The organism is Escherichia sp. KTE172 (assembly GCF_000408845.1).
GTDB classification, from domain to species: Bacteria; Pseudomonadota; Gammaproteobacteria; order Enterobacterales; family Enterobacteriaceae; genus Escherichia; species Escherichia coli.
In genome coordinates this window covers 4,090,830-4,109,074 of record NZ_KE137316.1, presented here as the reverse complement: position 1 = coordinate 4,109,074, position 18,245 = coordinate 4,090,830, and the positions used below count along the sequence as shown (strand labels likewise).

The 18,245-nt window shown below is 51.8% G+C and carries 20 protein-coding genes and 1 pseudogene; 10 read left to right on the top strand and 11 right to left on the bottom strand.

Going from position 1 to position 18,245, the window contains the following annotated elements; all coding sequences use genetic code 11:
• Positions 1-2: 2 nt before the first annotated feature.
• Together G434_RS04850 and G434_RS04855 are read right to left on the bottom strand one after the other, a co-directional pair.
• Positions 3-344 carry a flagellar hook-basal body complex protein FliE gene (locus G434_RS04850; protein ID WP_000029087.1) on the bottom strand — a complete coding sequence of 114 codons (342 nt, stop codon included), beginning with the start codon at positions 342-344 and terminating at the stop codon, positions 3-5.
• Between the two features lie 14 nt (positions 345-358).
• On the bottom strand, positions 359-1,339 hold the full coding sequence (locus G434_RS04855; RefSeq protein WP_001292195.1) for a sigma-54 interaction domain-containing protein: 981 nt from the start codon (positions 1,337-1,339) through the stop codon (positions 359-361).
• Between the two features lie 387 nt (positions 1,340-1,726).
• Here G434_RS04855 and G434_RS04860 point away from each other — a divergent pair, with 387 nt between their 5' ends.
• From G434_RS04860 to flhA, 7 genes are read left to right on the top strand one after another with little or no spacing between them, the layout of a single operon-like run.
• Positions 1,727-2,578 (top strand): FliM/FliN family flagellar motor switch protein, encoded by an 852-nt coding sequence (locus G434_RS04860; RefSeq protein ID WP_000922504.1) that lies wholly within the window; start codon positions 1,727-1,729, stop codon positions 2,576-2,578.
• Positions 2,571-2,942 (top strand): FliM/FliN family flagellar motor switch protein, encoded by a 372-nt coding sequence (locus G434_RS04865; protein ID WP_000043127.1) that lies wholly within the window; start codon positions 2,571-2,573, stop codon positions 2,940-2,942. The genes G434_RS04860 and G434_RS04865 overlap by 8 nt, the downstream gene beginning before the upstream one ends.
• Entirely contained in the window at positions 2,939-3,691 is a 753-nt protein-coding gene (gene fliP / locus G434_RS04870; protein WP_000830282.1) for a flagellar type III secretion system pore protein FliP, read from the top strand. Before G434_RS04865 ends, fliP begins: the two co-directional genes overlap by 4 nt.
• Positions 3,692-3,693: 2 nt before the next feature.
• Positions 3,694-3,966: a flagellar biosynthetic protein FliQ gene (locus G434_RS04875; protein WP_000958542.1), complete on the top strand. Its 273-nt coding sequence runs from the start codon at positions 3,694-3,696 to the stop codon at positions 3,964-3,966.
• A 1-nt stretch (position 3,967) separates the two neighbouring features.
• Positions 3,968-4,750, top strand: coding sequence for a flagellar biosynthetic protein FliR (gene fliR / locus G434_RS04880; protein WP_001260504.1), 783 nt, complete (start codon positions 3,968-3,970; stop codon positions 4,748-4,750).
• Entirely contained in the window at positions 4,740-5,879 is a 1,140-nt protein-coding gene (flhB, locus tag G434_RS04885; protein ID WP_000785648.1) for a flagellar type III secretion system protein FlhB, read from the top strand. Before fliR ends, flhB begins: the two co-directional genes overlap by 11 nt.
• On the top strand, positions 5,863-7,956 hold the full coding sequence (gene flhA / locus G434_RS04890; RefSeq protein WP_001140817.1) for a flagellar biosynthesis protein FlhA: 2,094 nt from the start codon (positions 5,863-5,865) through the stop codon (positions 7,954-7,956). The genes flhB and flhA overlap by 17 nt, the downstream gene beginning before the upstream one ends.
• Positions 7,957-8,293: 337 nt before the next feature.
• Here flhA and rayT read toward each other — a convergent pair whose 3' ends face one another.
• Positions 8,294-8,791: an REP-associated tyrosine transposase RayT gene (rayT, locus tag G434_RS04895; protein WP_000006263.1), complete on the bottom strand. Its 498-nt coding sequence runs from the start codon at positions 8,789-8,791 to the stop codon at positions 8,294-8,296.
• Between the two features lie 176 nt (positions 8,792-8,967).
• A complete protein-coding gene (locus G434_RS04900; RefSeq protein WP_000093873.1) occupies positions 8,968-9,717 on the bottom strand; it encodes a C40 family peptidase in 750 nt (249 codons plus the stop codon).
• A gap of 300 nt (positions 9,718-10,017) precedes the next feature.
• Between G434_RS04900 and dpaA the strand changes: the two genes are divergently transcribed.
• Entirely contained in the window at positions 10,018-10,758 is a 741-nt protein-coding gene (dpaA, locus tag G434_RS04905) for a peptidoglycan meso-diaminopimelic acid protein amidase (protein WP_001225679.1), read from the top strand.
• Here dpaA and G434_RS04910 read toward each other — a convergent pair.
• Both G434_RS04910 and lpcA read right to left on the bottom strand, forming a co-directional pair.
• Positions 10,729-11,496 carry a class II glutamine amidotransferase gene (locus G434_RS04910; RefSeq protein ID WP_000333380.1) on the bottom strand — a complete coding sequence of 256 codons (768 nt, stop codon included), beginning with the start codon at positions 11,494-11,496 and terminating at the stop codon, positions 10,729-10,731. The genes dpaA and G434_RS04910 overlap by 30 nt on opposite strands.
• A gap of 205 nt (positions 11,497-11,701) precedes the next feature.
• A complete protein-coding gene (gene lpcA, locus G434_RS04915) occupies positions 11,702-12,280 on the bottom strand; it encodes a D-sedoheptulose 7-phosphate isomerase (protein WP_000284050.1) in 579 nt (192 codons plus the stop codon).
• Positions 12,281-12,519: 239 nt separating this feature from the next.
• Between lpcA and fadE the strand changes: the two genes are divergently transcribed.
• Positions 12,520-14,964 carry an acyl-CoA dehydrogenase FadE gene (gene fadE, locus G434_RS04920; RefSeq protein WP_000973081.1) on the top strand — a complete coding sequence of 815 codons (2,445 nt, stop codon included), beginning with the start codon at positions 12,520-12,522 and terminating at the stop codon, positions 14,962-14,964.
• Between the two features lie 42 nt (positions 14,965-15,006).
• On the opposite strand, the gene ivy is transcribed toward fadE, so the two are convergent.
• The gene (gene ivy, locus G434_RS04925; RefSeq protein WP_001308392.1) at positions 15,007-15,453 is read right to left on the bottom strand and encodes an Ivy family C-type lysozyme inhibitor; all 447 of its coding nucleotides are present in this window, start codon (positions 15,451-15,453) and stop codon (positions 15,007-15,009) included.
• A gap of 180 nt (positions 15,454-15,633) precedes the next feature.
• Here ivy and yafV point away from each other — a divergent pair, with 180 nt between their 5' ends.
• Positions 15,634-16,404, top strand: coding sequence for a 2-oxoglutaramate amidase (gene yafV / locus G434_RS04930; protein WP_001118007.1), 771 nt, complete (start codon positions 15,634-15,636; stop codon positions 16,402-16,404).
• Between the two features lie 51 nt (positions 16,405-16,455).
• Here the strand turns inward: yafV and G434_RS30830 are convergent.
• The 4 genes and pseudogenes from G434_RS30830 to G434_RS0125970 all read right to left on the bottom strand — a co-directional run.
• Positions 16,456-16,650, bottom strand: a pseudogene (locus G434_RS30830) (ISAs1 family transposase); the annotation flags it as partial.
• Positions 16,651-16,675: 25 nt separating this feature from the next.
• A complete protein-coding gene (locus G434_RS04935) occupies positions 16,676-17,164 on the bottom strand; it encodes an integrating conjugative element protein (RefSeq protein WP_001306803.1) in 489 nt (162 codons plus the stop codon).
• Positions 17,165-17,254: 90 nt separating this feature from the next.
• Entirely contained in the window at positions 17,255-17,758 is a 504-nt protein-coding gene (locus tag G434_RS04940) for a hypothetical protein (protein WP_000227713.1), read from the bottom strand.
• A gap of 119 nt (positions 17,759-17,877) precedes the next feature.
• Positions 17,878-18,245, bottom strand: a 368-nt coding sequence (locus G434_RS0125970; RefSeq protein WP_000596414.1) for an ISAs1 family transposase, incomplete at its 5' end; no start/stop codon positions are given.

The window sequence follows — 18,245 nt, the reverse complement described above, 5'->3', positions numbered from 1 at the left end:
GGTTAGATCGACATACTCATCAGATCGTTAAATCCGGTGGCGATTTTGTTGCGCACCTGCACCAGCGCGGAGAAAGAGAGCGACGCCTGCTGGCTGGCGATCATCGCACCTGCTAAATCATCACTTTTGCCCGTGTCGATAGCTGTTTGCTGCTGCTCCGCCACCTGCTGGAACTGGTCAACGTGACCGAGCGCGCCGGACATAATGCGGTTAAACGAAACGTCCGGGTCGGTGGAACTGAAGGTCATGGCGGGCAGCACCGGTGCCTGGGCGTTGGCCTGCATCCGCTGCACGTCCTGCATGATTTGCGCCTGCATGGTGCTGTTGATTGTGGTAATGCTCATTTTTAACTTCCGGGTCAGGAGAAAACTTCGATACCTTGCTTGCGCATGGAGGCCAGTCGATAGCGCAGTGCGCGCGGGGTAATGCCTAACAGGTCGGCAATTTTGCTGCGGTTGCCCTGATATTTACGCATCAGGTCGGCGATATATTGATACTGGGCGCTACGTCCGGCCTGGCCTAAATCGCTGGTTTCCGCAACAGATACGGAGGGCTGAACAGGCCATTGCAGTTCACTGTGATCGGCAACGTCTATTTCCGGCAGGCCTAAGGCATCCGGGAAAATCACGCCGTCGCGATTTAAAATCATTCCACGCTGAATGGCGTTCTCCAGCTGGCGCACGTTGCCGGGCCAGCGGTAATTGAGCAGCGCCCGGCGAGTAGATTCTGAAAGGGTGATATTTTTCACCAGCACTGTGGAGTATTTTTTAATAAATGACTCTGCCAGCGGGATAATATCGTTCAGGCGTTCACGCAGCGGCGGCATGGTAATAGGAATAACCGCCAGACGATAATAGAGATCTTCACGAAAACGCCCGGCGGCGACTTCCTGCTCAAGGTTTTTATTGGTGCAGGCAATCAGGCGAAAATTGAGTTTAATTTGTCGGTTACTGCCTAATCGCTCAACCTGCTGTTCCTGCAATACGCGTAATATTTTGGCCTGTAGCGCCAGCGGCATATCGCCAATTTCATCGAGCAATAAGGTGCCGTTATTCGCCAGTTCCATTTTGCCTGGTACGCTGGCAATTGCGCCGGTAAATGCGCCTTTGTCGTAGCCAAATAAGGTCGCTTCCAGCATATTTTCCGGGATCGCCGCGCAGTTCACGCCGATATAGGGCGCGTTTTCACCAAAGGCTACGGAGTGAATATATTTCGCCACGCACTCTTTGCCCGCACCGGTTTCGCCCTGAATGAGCACCGGCACGTTAAATGCGGCGACACGCTTTGCCAGAGTAAAAGCGTTAATGCTGGAAGCGGCAGTTGCAATAAGTTCAGACATAGGGTGAACGATATAAGTAGCGACATTAATCAGGATGTTCTGAAGCGTATCACCGGCGGGATTAACAAGTTCGAATTAAACGATAATAAAAATATTAATTGTTATTAAACAACCAGTTACATGCAACACCTTGCCTGATGCGACGCTGCCGCGTCTTATCATGCCTACAAGCCTGTGCCTGAACGGTAGGCCGGATAAGGCGTTTACGCCGCATCCGGCAATTGTGCACCGATGCCTGATATATCACCCATTAATAATTTAATTATATCTTCACCCTATTAATAATTTGCCCCTTTCACTCCCCCTCTATTTAATACCTCACCTTGTGTCACAGCCGGATTTGCGTGCACAGAAACACCCATACCATTACAGCAGAGAAAGTAAGCCATGCTGAAGTACAGTAAAACGCCAGGCATCTTTAAATTAGAAGGTAATCGGCTCGGACGCCCCTACCATCGCCTGCCGACCCTGTTTACGGGGAATTTTGACGTGATTGATTCGCATCTTGGCAGCTACTTTCTCAAAAAGCATCGCAGCAATATCACCTTAAAAAAGATTGGCTGCGAAATGGATATTATTAATAAAAACGCCGAACTGATGGTTTCCCAGGTCGGGCATCTGGCGTTTGATATTGATCGCTCCTTATTGTTAATGCTGCTGGGCAATTTTTATGGTCTGGAGTCGTCTCTTGAAGAGGCGAAAGCCCATAACGGGTTGCCGACCAAAACCGAAACGCGTTTAAAAAACCGTCTGGCGCTGGATATCTGCACGCTGATATTTAATCTGCAAACCTCCGGTATTGCGCTGAAATTAAAACTGGACAGCAGCACGGTGATTACCCACTGGGCGTATCAATTAACCTTTACCCTTGCGGACGATGAAGAGAGCAGTTTTCGTATTTTGCTCGACGACGCCCACACCGATTTTATTTTGAATCTGATCCGCCACAGCGAGCACAGTAAACCGCAGCAGGTGGCGAAATCCGTTAATAAACCGGCCCTGATTAAAGAAATCATCCGCTCCCTGCCGCTGACCCTGAACGTCAAAATCGCCGAGCTGTCGCTGAATGTCGCGGATCTCACGCAGATAAAAGCCGGGGATATTTTACCCATCTCGCTGGGAGAAACGTTCCCGGTGGCGATTGGGCAATCTGAATTATTTAGCGCCCTGATTGTGGAAGACAAAGACAAACTGTTTTTGTCGGAGCTGGCGGGCAAAAATGAGAATAGCCATGAGTAAGCAAGAAGATATTTTAGCCGGGGATTTTGGCCTCACCGATGAAGTTGCGCCTGTCGCGAAATCCGCCGACGCTGAAACGCTGGTCACCCGCCTGGAAGACCGCTTTTCCGACTCGATGACGCTGTTGAAACGCATTCCGGTGACCTTAACGCTGGAAGTGTCGTCGGTGGAAATTATGTTAGCCGACCTGCTAAACATCGACGACGACACGGTGATTGAGCTGGATAAACTCGCCGGGGAGCCGCTGGATATTAAAGTGAACAATATCCTGCTGGGCAAAGCAGAAGTGGTGGTGGTCAACGAGAAGTACGGCCTGCGCGTGCTGGAGTTTAACACCCGCGATATCAACGACCTGGCACCATGAAACGCCGCACTCAACTGACGCTGGGCCTTGGGCTGCTGGCGCTTGCGCCGGTGGCGTTGGCCCAGGGGGGCGATATTGCGCTGCTTAACGTGGTCACCCACGGCAACACTCAGGAGTACAGCGTCAAAATCCAGGTGCTGATTCTGATGACCCTCGTCGGTTTGCTGCCGACGATGGTGCTGATGATGACCTGCTTTACGCGCTTTATTATCGTGCTGTCGCTGCTGCGCCAGGCGCTGGGGCTGCAACAAACGCCGCCAAACCGCATTCTGATTGGTATTGCGCTCTCCCTCACCATGCTGGTGATGCGCCCTGTCTGGCTCAATATTTACGACCACGCGGTGGTGCCGTTTGAAAACGATCAGATAACCCTGACCGATGCGTTAAGCACCGCCGCGACGCCGCTGAAACGCTTTATGCTGGCGCAGACCGACAAAAAAGCGATGGCGCAAATCATGACCATCGGCGGCGCAAAGGGCAATGCTGCCGATCAGGATCTCTCGATTGTGGTGCCCGCCTATGTGTTGAGCGAGCTGAAAACCGCTTTCCAGATTGGCTTTATGATTTACATCCCGTTTCTGGTTATCGACCTGATTGTCGCCAGCGTATTGATGGCGATGGGGATGATGATGCTGTCGCCGCTGATCGTTTCGCTGCCCTTTAAGCTGATGCTGTTTGTGCTGATCGACGGCTGGTCGCTGACCATCGGTACGCTCACCACCAGCATTCGCGGGCTGGGGCTGGGCTGATTATGTTGACCGTAGACGTAGCCGCCGACATTGTCGCCAGCGGCATTAAAGTAGTGATTTTGCTGGTTTCGGTACTGGTGGTGCCAAGCCTGCTGGTCGGCCTGCTGGTGAGCGTGTTCCAGGCGGTGACGCAGATTAATGAACAGACCCTGAGCTTTTTGCCAAGGCTGATTGTCACGCTGGTGGTGCTGGGCGTGTGCGGCAAATGGATGATTATCCAGTTGCATGATCTCTGCATTCACCTGTTTACCCAGGCCGCCCTGCTGGTGCATTAAGATGCGCACAAGCGACGTTACGCAACTGATGGATCTGGCGCTGGGGCTGTGGTTCCCCTTCGTGCGCATTATGGCGTTTCTGCGCTATGTGCCGGTGCTGGATAACAGCGCCCTGACCGTTCGTGTGAGGATTATTTTGTCGCTGGCGCTGGCGATCATCATCACGCCGTTGATCCCCCATCCCATTCCCCATGATTTGCTATCGCTCAACAGCCTGATCCTGACGGTGGAGCAAATTTTATGGGGCATGTTGTTCGGGCTGATGTTTCAGTTTCTGTTTCTCGCGCTACAACTCGCCGGGCAAATTCTCTCGTTCAATATGGGGATGAGCATGGCGGTGATGAACGACCCGAGCAGCGGCGCATCGACCACCGTGCTGGCGGAGTTAATTAACGTCTATGCGATCCTGCTATTTTTTGCCATGGACGGGCATCTGCTGCTGGTGAGCGTTTTGTATAAGGGCTTCACCTACTGGCCGATCGGCAACGCGCTGCATCCGCAAACCCTGCGCACCATCGCGCTGGCCTTTAGCTGGGTGCTGGCGTCCGCATCGCTGCTGGCGCTGCCGACCACTTTTATCATGCTGATTGTGCAGGGCTGCTTTGGCCTGCTTAACCGCATTGCGCCGCCGCTGAACCTCTTTTCGCTCGGCTTTCCCATCAACATGCTGGTGGGGCTGGTCTGCTTTGCCACCCTGCTTTACAACCTGCCGGATCACTATCTGCATCTGGCGAATTTTGTCCTGCAACAACTCGACGCGCTGAAAGGTCACTATGGCGGATAGCAGCAGCGAAGAAAAAACAGAGAAACCCTCGGCGCAAAAGCTGCGTAAAGCGCGTGAAGAGGGGCAACTGCCGCGCTCGAAGGATATGGGGCTGGCGGCGAGCCTGTTTGCGGCGTTTGTGGTGATCTCCAGCAGCTTCCCGTGGTATGCCGATTTTGTGCGCGAGAGTTTTATCAGCGTGCATCAGTACGCGCAGGAGATTAATAACCCGGACGCTATCGGCCAGTTTCTGCGCCATCACCTGTTAATTCTCGGCAAGTTTATTCTTACCTTGCTGCCAATGCCCGCCGCCGCGCTGCTCTCCTCACTGGTGCCCGGCGGCTGGCTGTTTCTGCCGAAAAAAATCCTCCCGGATTTCAGCAAAATCAGTCCGTTAAAAGGGATTAGGCGGCTGTTTTCCAGTGAACATCTGGCGGAAACGGGAAAGATGACGGTGAAGTCTGCCGTGGTGCTGGTGATGCTGTGGGTAAGCCTGCGCAATAACTTTGCCGCCTTTCTCGGCCTGCAGGCGCTGCCGTTCAAACTGGCGATGAATGACGGTTTGTCGCTCTACGCCAGCGTGATGCGCAACTTTGTCATCCTGTTTATTTTCTTTGCGCTTCTCGACGTGCCGCTGGCGAAAGCCCTGTTCACCAAAGGGCTGAAGATGACCAAACAAGAACTGAAAGAAGAGTACAAAAATCAGGAAGGCAAGCCGGAAGTGAAGGCGCGCGTGCGGCGGCTGCAACGGCAACTGGCGATGGGGCAAATTCGCAAAGTGGTGCCAAAGGCCAACGTGGTGATCACCAACCCGACCCACTACGCCGTGGCGTTGCAGTATGACCAGTCGCGTGCCGCCGCGCCGTTTGTGGTGGCGAAAGGCACCGATGAAATCGCCCTCTATATTCGCCAGGTCGCTGCTGAAAGTCAGGTGGAAGTGGTCGAGTTCCCGCGGCTGGCGCGCTCGGTTTACTACACCACTCAGGTGAATCAGCAAATTCCTTTTCAGCTTTACCGGGCTATCGCCCACGTTCTGACCTACGTCCTGCAAATGAAACACTGGCGCGATGGTGCACAGCCGCGCCCGGCCCTGAACAGACATATTTCCATTCCCAAAGAGGTGCTTAAACTGGATGGCGAAAACAACTAAATCGTTCCTCGCGCTACTGCGCGGCGGCAATCTCGGCGTGCCGCTGGTGATCCTGTGTATTCTGGCGATGGTTATTTTGCCGCTGCCGCCTGCGCTGCTGGATATTCTGTTCACCTTCAACATTGTGCTGGCGGTGATGGTACTGCTGGTGGCGGTGTCAGCGAAAAGGCCGCTGGAATTCAGCCTGTTCCCGACCATTTTGCTGATCACCACCTTAATGCGCCTGACGCTCAACGTTGCTTCTACGCGCGTGGTGTTGCTGCACGGGCATCTCGGCGCGGGCGCGGCGGGTAAGGTAATTGAGTCATTTGGTCAGGTGGTGATTGGCGGCAACTTTGTCGTCGGCTTTGTGGTGTTTATCATCCTGATGATCATCAACTTTATCGTCGTCACCAAAGGGGCCGAGCGTATTTCCGAGGTTTCTGCCCGCTTTACCTTAGACGCGATGCCCGGTAAACAGATGGCGATTGACGCCGATCTTAACGCTGGGTTGATCAACCAGGCGCAGGCGCAAACCCGGCGTAAAGATGTTGCCAGCGAGGCCGATTTCTACGGCGCGATGGACGGGGCATCGAAGTTTGTGCGCGGGGACGCCATCGCCGGGATGATGATTCTGGCGATCAACCTGATCGGCGGCGTCTGTATCGGCATCTTCAAATACAACCTGAGCGCCGACGCCGCCTTCCAGCAGTATGTGCTGATGACCATCGGCGACGGGCTGGTGGCGCAGATCCCGTCCCTGCTGCTCTCCACCGCAGCGGCAATTATCGTCACCCGCGTCAGCGACAACGGCGATATCGCCCATGACGTGCGCCACCAGCTGCTGGCAAGCCCGTCGGTGCTCTACACCGCCACCGGGATCATGTTTGTGCTGGCGGTGGTGCCGGGGATGCCGCATCTGCCATTTTTGCTGTTCAGCGCCCTGCTTGGCTTTACCGGCTGGCGGATGAGCAAACGCCCGCAGGCGGCGGAGGCGGAGGAGAAAAGCCTCGAAACGCTGACCCGAACCATCACCGAAACCAGCGAGCAACAGGTCAGTTGGGAAACCATTCCGCTGATCGAGCCCATCAGCTTAAGCCTCGGCTACAAGCTGGTGGCGCTAGTCGATAAAGCCCAAGGTAACCCGCTCACCCAGCGGATTCGCGGCGTGCGGCAGGTGATTTCCGACGGCAACGGCGTGCTGCTGCCGGAGATCCGTATTCGGGAAAACTTCCGCCTCAAGCCCAGCCAGTACGCCATTTTCATCAATGGCATTAAGGCTGATGAAGCGGATATTCCGGCGGATAAACTGATGGCCCTGCCCTCCAGCGAAACCTACGGCGAGATTGACGGCGTGCTGGGGAACGACCCGGCGTACGGGATGCCGGTGACCTGGATCCAGCCCGCGCAGAAAGCGAAGGCGCTGAATATGGGGTATCAGGTGATCGACAGCGCCAGCGTGATTGCCACCCATGTGAATAAGATTGTGCGCAGCTATATTCCTGATTTATTTAACTATGACGATATTACGCAGTTGCATAATCGTTTGTCGTCGATGGCACCGCGACTGGCGGAAGATTTGAGCGCAGCGCTCAATTACAGCCAGTTGCTGAAAGTGTACCGTGCATTACTGACCGAAGGCGTTTCCCTGCGCGATATCGTCACCATCGCCACTGTGCTGGTCGCCAGTAGCACATTGACCAAAGATCATATTCTGCTGGCGGCCGATGTGCGCCTGGCGCTGCGGCGCAGCATTACCCATCCGTTCGTTCGCAAACAGGAGCTGACGGTGTATACGCTGAATAATGAGCTGGAAAATCTGCTGACCAATGTGGTGAATCAGGCGCAACAGGCCGGCAAAGTGATGCTCGACAGCGTGCCGGTTGACCCGAATATGCTCAACCAGTTCCAGAGTACGATGCCGCAGGTGAAGGAGCAGATGAAAGCAGCGGGGAAAGCCCCTGTGCTGCTGGTGCCGCCGCAGCTGCGTCCTTTGCTGGCGCGTTATGCAAGGTTGTTTGCGCCGGGTCTGCATGTGCTGTCGTATAACGAAGTGCCGGATGAGCTGGAGTTGAAGATTATGGGGGCGTTGAGTTGATGGCCTTTGGGGCGAATCCGGCATCGGTGCACAATTGCCGGATGCGGCGTGAACGCCTTATCCGGCCTACCGATCCGGCACAAGTTTGTAGGCATGATAAGACGCGTCAGCGTCGCATCAGGCATCTGCGCACAATTGCCGGATGCGGTGTGAACGCCTTATCCAGCCCACCGATCCGGCACAGGTTTGTAGGCATGATAAGACGCGCCAGCGTCGCATCAGGCACCGGTGCACAATTGCCGGATGCGGTGTGAACGCCTTATCCGGCCCACCGATCCGGCACAAGTTTGTAGGCATGATAAGACGCGCCTGCGTCGCATCAGGCATCCGCGCACAATTATAAAATAATACGCTCCCCGGCACTAAAATCCGTTATGTCTCCCGCCCAATCAATGGGATATAACCCTCGCGCTACATCGCGATGGAACGTTGAGAATGGCCAATCACTCACCTGCTTTACCCAGCCATGTTTCACTGGATTTATATAAATATAATCAACATGATGGCGATAATCTTTTGTATTGCGAATGGCATGCTCCCAAAAACGCGGTTGCCAGATATTTTTCAATCCGCAAGCATGGGTGAACTGCTTTTTAATCTCCCGCCAGCGAGAGGAAAAATCATCATCACTTTCGGGTAATGTCCAGATACAGTGCATATGCTCTGGCAAAACTACCCAGGCGTTAATTTCAAAAGGTCTGGCCTGCTTAACTTTAATAATGGCGTTACGGAGTGTCTGGTACTGGGTGGTCAAAAGTTGGCTTCGACGATTCCGTAAATTTACCGTGAAAAACCATGTTCCCCCCTTGATGTAATAACGACGATATTCAGACATGGCGACTCCTTTTTCTCAACGATAAGAAGAAAAGGAAAAGTCGACAATGAAGTTGTGTTATATCGGGAAAGCAGCTCGCAAAAAATTCGCAGACTCGTAGGCATGATAAGACGCGGCAGCGTCGCATCAGGCATCGGTGCACTATTGCCGGATGCGGCGTGAACGCCTTATCCGTCCTACAAAATCGTCTCTTCCGTCAAAATCCTGCGCGCGCCTAAAAAATGATCCTGCCAGAAAGGTTCAGCTAACCGACTTACCCGAATGGTTTCCCCGGTGCGCGGCGACTCGATAAACTGACCGTCTCCCAGATACACGCCCATATGATCGGCAATCTCACGGCTGTGAATATGGAAAAACAGCAAATCTCCCCGGCGCAGGTCGTTATTCGCCACAATCGTTGCCCGATGGTAGTGATACATCTCATTGGCCGTGCGCGGGAGCTTCGCCTCGAGGATCTTGTTGTAGGCATAAAAAACCAACCCGCTACAGTCGAAGCCTTGATCGGGCCGCGTGCCGCCCCAGACGTAAGGCTTACCAAGCTGCTGCTCCAGGCGGTGAATCGCCACTTCGGTGATGTTGTGCAGATGGTCGCTGCTTAAGAAATGGTTGTTCTCCGCCAGCGCCTGCCAGCGTCTGTCACTCGCCTTGAGCGGCGCAGGAAACCATTCTGGATGCTGTTTTATCTGTTCGCGGTTGTGCTGGCGCAGCGCCTTTCTGCTTTCGGCATTGCCTTCCACAATATAGCTGGCCTGTTTTTTCAGATGGGTTTGGTACTGTTTTAATAAACGCGCACGGTTTTGCATCCGCTGGCGGGCGGCGTAGCTGAAAGAGATATGTGATGTGGTGGCGCTGGCGAGTAAAGGGAGCAAAACGCATAACGAAAACACGCCTGGATGCAGAAATCTGCCGTGAAAGAACGAAGACATGAAGGACATAAACCGGCTGAATGAAGGGGAGAATTTTAAAAGACCGGAGGAGTAAACGGGATTATTAATTGCTTATTTGCATATTACTATTGAGGTTTCATAATCTTAGGAAATAAATGATACATGCGCTTTTCGGACTAATGAAAACTGCCCCTGTGCTAAATTTGTAAACCCTGCGCCGACAGGCTTGCGTAAAACTCTTTTGGTGATAATGTGAGCCTTCCAAATCCAGACTATTCCGATTTGGGATCCATTTTGCCGTCCTGGCGTGTGTAACCGTTTTATCAAGGAATAAGCAGTATGCGTAAAATCGCATTAATTCTTGCGATGTTGTTGATCCCGTGCGTTTCGTTTGCCGGTTTGCTGGGCAGCAGTAGCTCGACCACGCCAGTGAGCAAAGAGTATAAGCAGCAGTTGATGGGATCCCCTGTCTACATCCAGATCTTCAAGGAAGAACGTACGCTCGATCTCTACGTCAAAATGGGCGAGCAATATCAACTGCTCGACAGCTATAAAATCTGTAAATATTCCGGCGGCTTAGGACCAAAACAGCGTCAGGGCGATTTCAAAAGCCCGGAAGGGTTTTATAGCGTCCAGCGTAATCAGTTAAAACCAGACAGCCGTTACTACAAAGCGATTAATATTGGATTCCCCAATGCCTATGACCGTGCGCATGGTTATGAAGGGAAATACCTGATGATCCACGGCGATTGTGTTTCCATCGGCTGCTACGCGATGACCAATCAGGGTATTGATGAGATCTTCCAGTTCGTTACTGGTGCGCTGGTGTTTGGTCAGCCGAGCGTGCAAGTGAGTATTTACCCGTTCCGTATGACCGACGCTAATATGAAGCGCCATAAGTATTCCAACTTTAAGGACTTCTGGGAGCAACTGAAACCGGGCTACGACTACTTTGAGCAAACCCGTAAGCCACCGACCGTTTCTGTGGTCAATGGCCGTTACGTGGTCAGCAAGCCGTTAAGCCACGAAGTTGTGCAACCACAGCTGGCATCAAACTACACGCTCCCCGAGGCAAAATAAGCGCCATTCGCCTGGCATAATCTTTTGCCAGGTTTCATTGCCCGTCAGCGGCTGTGTCGCAATCACCGTGACCACATCATTAGGTGTGGTCTGCGAGCTGAAGTCGATTTCCACATCCTGATCCAGCAACGTTGCCACGCCAAACGGCGCGCGGCGGGTGATCCAGTGTAAATTAGTCGAGCAATACGCCATTACATAGCGCCCGTCTGAAAGCAGCATGTTGAAAACGCCCTTCTGCCGCAGTTCATCCGCCAGTGAGGCGATATATTTAAACACTGCCGCCATGTTGCCCGGTGTGCGCGGGTAACGCTGCGTTAATTTATGCAGGAGCCAGCAAAAGGCTTTTTCGCTATCGGTTTCACCGACCGGGCGGAAGTTGCCGGTTTCCAGTGATTTGTAGCCCGTCAGTTGCCCGTTATGGGCATAAGTCCAGTTGCGTCCCCATAACTCGCGGGTAAACGGGTGAGTATTTTCCAGCGCCACCTCGCCCCGATTGGCCTGCCGAATATGAGCCACAACCGAACAGGATTTTATCGGGTAGTCCTGGACAAGTTTGGCGATGGGGGAATTAAAGCTGGGTTGTGGATCTTTAAATGTGCGACAGCCTTTACCTTCGTAAAAGGTGATGCCCCAGCCATCTTTATGTGGCCCGGTTCCACCACCACGCTGTACAAGCCCGGTGAAACTAAAGCAGATATCGGTAGGGACGTTGGCGCTCATCCCGAGCAATTCGCACATGGGTAACCTCCACAACAGCGGGAGCGCATGGCCCCCGGCGAAGATTGATTTAAGTATTTTCAGGTCGGATGCGGCGTAAACGCATTATTCGGCCTACGGTTCGGGTACAGATTTGTAGGCATGATAAGACGCGTCAGCGTCGCATCAGGCATCAGCACACAAATGCCGGATGCGGCGTAAACGCCTTATCCGGCCTACGCCAGACTTACTTAACCATCTCTTTTTCAATTAACTGGATCAGGATATGGATCACTTTAATGTGGATCTCCTGAATGCGGTCGGCATAACCAAAGTGCGGTACGCGAATTTCGATATCCGCTGTGCCAGCCATTTTACCGCCGTCTTTACCGGTCAGGGTGATCACTTTCATCCCCTTCTCACGCGCCGCCGCGATCGCTTTGATCACGTTTGCAGAGTTACCTGAGGTGGAGATCCCCAGCAGTACATCGCCTTCGCGACCTACCGCTTCAACGTAACGGGAGAAAATATCATTGAAACCAAAATCGTTACCGACGCAGGAAATATGACTAACGTCGGAAATGGCAATCGCCGGGTAGCCCGGACGGTTTTCACGGTAGCGACCGGTCAACTCTTCGGCAAAGTGCATAGCGTCGCAATGGGAGCCGCCGTTGCCGCAGGAAAGCACTTTGCCACCAGCTTTAAAGCTGTCTGCTAACAGGACCGCCGCGCGCTGAATGGCGTGAATATTGGCGTCATCTTTTAAAAAGTTAGCCAGCGTTTCCGCCGCTTCGTTCAGTTCGTTACGAATAAGATCCTGGTACATGAGGATATCCTTCAGCATAAATGTAATAGACAAAATGCAGTGTACCGGATACCGCCAAAAGCGAGAAGTACGGGCAGGTGCTATGACCAGGACTTTTTGACCTGAAGTGCGGATAAAAACAGCAACAATGTGAGCTTTGTTGTAATTATATTGTAAACACATTGCTAAATGTTTTTACATCCACTACAACCATATCATCACAAGTGGTCAGACCTCCTACAAGTAAGGGGCTTTTCGTTATGATGATTTTGAGTATTCTCGCTACGGTTGTCCTGCTCGGCGCGTTGTTCTATCACCGCGTGAGCTTATTTATCAGCAGTCTGATTTTGCTCGCCTGGACAGCCGCCCTCGGCGTTGCTGGTCTGTGGTCGGCGTGGGTACTGGTGCCTCTGGCCATTATCCTCGTGCCATTTAACTTTGCGCCTATGCGTAAGTCGATGATTTCCGCGCCGGTATTTCGCGGTTTCCGTAAGGTAATGCCGCCGATGTCGCGCACTGAGAAAGAAGCGATTGATGCGGGCACCACCTGGTGGGAGGGCGACTTGTTCCAGGGCAAGCCGGACTGGAAAAAGCTGCATAACTATCCGCAGCCGCGCCTGACCGCAGAAGAGCAAGCGTTTCTCGACGGCCCGGTAGAAGAAGCCTGCCGGATGGCGAATGATTTCCAGATTACTCATGAGCTGGCGGATCTGCCGCCGGAGTTGTGGGCGTACCTTAAAGAGCATCGTTTCTTCGCGATGATCATCAAAAAAGAGTACGGCGGGCTGGAGTTCTCGGCTTATGCCCAGTCTCGCGTGCTGCAAAAACTCTCCGGCGTGAGCGGGATCCTGGCGATTACCGTCGGTGTGCCAAACTCATTAGGCCCGGGTGAGCTACTGCAACATTACGGCACTGACGAGCAGAAAGATCACTATCTGCCGCGTCTGGCGCGTGGTCAGGAAATCCCTTGCTTTGCACTGACCAGCCCGGAAGCGGGTTCCGATGCGGGCGCGATTCCGGATACCGGAATTGTCTGCATGGGGGAATGGCAGGGCCAGCAGGTGCTGGGGATGCGTCTGACCTGGAACAAACGTTACATTACGCTCGCACCGATTGCGACCGTGCTTGGTCTGGCGTTTAAACTATCCGACCCGGAAAAACTGCTGGGTGGCGCAGAAGATTTAGGTATTACCTGTGCGCTGATCCCGACCACCACGCCGGGCGTGGAAATTGGTCGTCGCCACTTCCCGCTGAACGTGCCGTTCCAGAACGGACCGACGCGCGGTAAAGATGTCTTCGTACCGATCGATTACATTATCGGCGGGCCGAAAATGGCCGGACAAGGCTGGCGGATGCTGGTGGAGTGCCTCTCGGTAGGCCGCGGTATCACCCTGCCTTCCAACTCAACCGGCGGCGTGAAATCGGTAGCGCTGGCAACGGGTGCGTATGCGCACATCCGCCGTCAGTTCAAAATCTCTATTGGTAAGATGGAAGGGATTGAAGAGCCGCTGGCGCGTATTGCCGGAAACGCTTATGTAATGGATGCTGCGGCATCGCTGATTACCTACGGCATTATGCTCGGTGAAAAACCTGCCGTGCTGTCGGCTATCGTTAAGTATCACTGTACCCACCGTGGGCAGCAGTCGATTATTGATGCGATGGATATCACTGGTGGCAAAGGCATTATGCTCGGGCAGAGCAACTTCCTGGCCCGTGCTTACCAGGGCGCACCGATTGCCATCACCGTTGAAGGGGCCAACATTCTGACCCGTAGCATGATGATCTTCGGTCAGGGGGCGATTCGTTGCCATCCGTACGTGCTGGAAGAGATGGAAGCGGCGAAGAACAATGACGTAAACGCGTTCGATAAACTGCTGTTCAAACATATCGGTCACGTCGGTAGCAACAAAGTTCGCAGCTTCTGGCTGGGCCTGACGCGCGGTTTAACCAGCAGCACGCCAACCGGCGATGCCACTAAACGCTACTATCAGCACCTGAACCGCCTGAGCGCCAACCTCGCCCTGCTTTCTGATGTCTCGATGGCTGTGCTGGGCGGCAGCTTGAAACGTCGCGAGCGTATCTCGGCACGTCTGGGGGATATTTTAAGCCAGCTTTACCTCGCCTCTGCCGTTCTGAAGCGTTATGACGACGAAGGCCGTAATGAAGCCGACCTGCCGCTGGTGCACTGGGGCGTACAGGATGCGCTGTATCAGGCAGAGCAGGCGATGGACGATTTACTGCAAAACTTCCCGAACCGCGTGGTTGCCGGGCTGCTGAATGTGGTGATCTTCCCGACCGGACGTCATTATCTGGCACCGTCTGACAAGCTGGATCATAAGGTGGCGAAGATTTTACAAGTGCCGAACGCCACCCGTTCACGTATTGGTCGCGGTCAGTACCTGACCCCGAGCGAGCATAACCCGGTTGGTTTACTGGAAGAGGCGCTGGTGGATGTGATTGCCGCCGACCCAATTCATCAGCGGATCTGTAAAGAGCTGGGTAAAAACCTGCCGTTTACCCGTCTGGATGAACTGGCGCATAACGCGCTGGCGAAGGGGCTGATTGATAAAGATGAAGCCGCTATTCTTGTGAAAGCTGAAGAAAGCCGTCTGCGCAGTATTAATGTCGATGACTTTGATCCGGAAGAGCTTGCGACGAAGCCGGTAAAGTTGCCGGAGAAAGTGCGAAAAGTTGAAGCCGCGTAATTGAATAACGGAGCCGAAAGGCTCCGTTTCTTTATCCGCTAATTATTTAAAATTAAAACCATCCGGATGGTTTTCCAGGCTGCCGGTCAACGCCGCGAACAGCACCGTTTTACCATCAATCGAAAGCGCATCGTTCACATTCAACCAGGTGAGTTTCTCTTGCGACGTTTTCTCATCAATAGTCGAGAACAGCCCCGTCATCTGATTAGATTTCTCGGACCACATCACAGCGATACGTTGCGAGCCACAGTCATGCGGTTTGCACGCGCTCATCACCTGATACGTCTCATCTCCCAACGTTACGGTTTGTGCGGGAGTATAAGTACCGCCTTTCATCACCCATGCAGGCAGCTTATGCCCTTGCACCATCTGATTAAACGCAGCTTTGGTGGTTTCGCCCTTTGCAAGGCTGCTAATGGTTAAATCATCCTGCGCCATTGCACTGGTGGCGATGACCAGAGCGGCGACTGTCGTTATTGCCTTAAACATCATTCCTCCCGAGCTTATCCTGCCCATGTTATTAACCTCCTAAAGCCTGGCGATAACACGATAATTTGCAAATCAGATATTTCCAATATCAGCATTTGTTATCAATTTATTCTGCGCTAAGGCAACTGCCTGATAAGGTGTTAAAGTTATAAAACCCTTCGCATAAAGGAGTTGTACACCGTGCCTGGTTTGAAGATTACGCTTTTGCAGCAACCACTGGTGTGGATGGATGGTCCTGCCAACCTGCGTCATTTTGATCGTCAACTGGAAGATATTACCGGACGCGATGTGATCGTTCTACCGGAGATGTTTACCAGCGGCTTTGCCATGGAAGCGGCAGCTTCGTCGCTAGCACAAGATGACGTAGTGAACTGGATGACAGCCAAAGCGCAGCAGTGCAATGCGCTGATTGCAGGCAGTGTTGCATTACAAACGGAGTCTGGTTCGGTTAACCGCTTTTTGCTGGTTGAGCCAGGCGGCACGGTACATTTTTATGATAAGCGTCATCTGTTCCGCATGGCAGATGAGCATCTGCATTATAAAGCGGGCAATGCGCGAGTGATTGTGGAATGGCGCGGCTGGCGTATTTTGCCGCTGGTGTGCTACGACTTACGTTTTCCTGTGTGGTCGCGCAATCTCAACGATTACGACCTCGCCCTGTACGTCGCCAACTGGCCGGCTCCGCGCTCTCTGCACTGGCAGGCATTGCTGACGGCCCGCGCGATTGAGAATCAAGCGTATGTGGCGGGATGCAATCGCGTCGGCAGCGATGGCAACGGCTGCCATTATCGCGGTGACAGCCGGGTGATTAATCCACAGGGCGAGATTATCGCCACCGCCGACGCGCATCAGGCAACGCGCATTGATGCGGAGCTGTCGATGGCGGCATTGCGGGAATATAGAGAAAAGTTTCCGGCATGGCGGGATGCGGATGAGTTTAGGTTGTGGTGAGTGGGTGTTGTGTTTAGGGCCGGGGAGAGTCGGGCTAAGACTACGAAAGCCCGCTCCCCTGCGACCACTTTTATCATAGGAGTGTGGAAGCGCTTTTCCATCAATTGCGATGACGTCTTTATCATTTGATGAATGGCAATCTCGCATCCAGTTAATAAAGCATTCGTGAAATTATACTGAACGGATACAAGACATAACTCTAATTATGGTGCCGTGAACAGAATTACCATTTTCAAAATTACGATATTATTTGCAGTAATTATGTTATTAATCATTGTGATATTTCCATCTCTGTGATTAATACCGGATAAGCATTTAATTGCAGAGTTTGCACGAAATTATCGCAGATAACTGGCAATAACAATAACCCATCAGCCCGCTGCTGTAATACCTCCATTCGTTCTACTGATTCAACATTAACAACCAAACCAAGGGCATTTAGCGATTTAAGGATCTCCAGATGTTCACTCATCCAGCGCAGAGAAAAAGGATCATCACCAATTATAAAAACAGGCCCCCAGCCGGTTAATAACTGGCGTTTCATTACGGAGCCAGGATGAAGTCGAGTACATATTACAGGAAATACCCCCTGTTGCGATGGTTCCGATGATGTGGATAATTCAGAAATATTTTCCATTGTTAGTGAAGAATTAACATCCATTAATAATGGTGAAACAACCTCACTTTCCTTGCTAGTAATGGCTGCACTAATCTGAAAGGAAAATAACAATATTATTACGTATAAACTTATTTTTAACATAACACATTCAATCCGTTTATTCATGTTATAGAATAATAATGCTATAAATCATCATTAATGTTCAATTATTTAATCACACAATTTAAAAAATCATCGACCAATGTGAATTGGCAATGTACCACTCAAGTTAAAATCACTGAATATTTTATCAATTTCTCTTGCAGTTTCTATATATTTAACCTCTTTCGTACTTGCATTATAAATAGCCCAAGCCTCGGGATGGGATGTTCCACCAAACCTTACAAAAAAACTTGATTTCATATTATTATATAAATTAACATCAGGAAAAGGATCTTCTCCAAAATTAGTAGTATTAAATAATGAAAGTTCGTATCGCTTAGAAAATTCTGTTGGTAGGATAGCTTCACTGCCATCAATAGCATTCATCCAGAGTTTGTTACCATTATATTCCAACAATAATCTCTGTTTTGCATGTGTCTTATCTCGTTCTTTAACGACAGCGAATACCTTTTTAACAACTTGCTGTGCGGATGGTCCTATTGTATTACCAAAAGCTGGCAACCCGATTTTGCCATAAACACTCTCCTGAATGAAATAAATATCCGTTTTATCGGCCTCGACAATATCTACCATTTATCCCTCCAAACAAGACCTGACTCCAGGACAAGAGCATAGTGTGTAGTAAACACTTCATGCTCTTGCCCTGACCATTGAAATAACAACTTTCGTTTGTTTACTGTACCAGGGCAAGATTACGAAAGCCCGCTCCCCGCAAGGACTGACGCCAGGTAGTTTCTGTCCATGGCTGCTTTTCGCATCTTACGTCTTAACCCTGCCTTGAATACCTTATCATTCGTCAAAATATTAATAGCAATGTGCCGTATCCCTGAAAATAATTCTGCTGCGTTTCCTCTTCTTATTTTGCAGTCGTCTTCATTCATTACCACGTCCAGACGCCAGTGCAGCTTATTCTCCACGTGCCAGTGGTTTCGGATTGCTGTGGCGAACTTCTCTGCGGTTAAATCAGCAGAACTGATATAATATCTGACCGTCATTTCGGGCTCTTTCTTTTGTTCTGCTATTATTGACCGAAAGGAGACTGCCACGCATAATTTCTTCA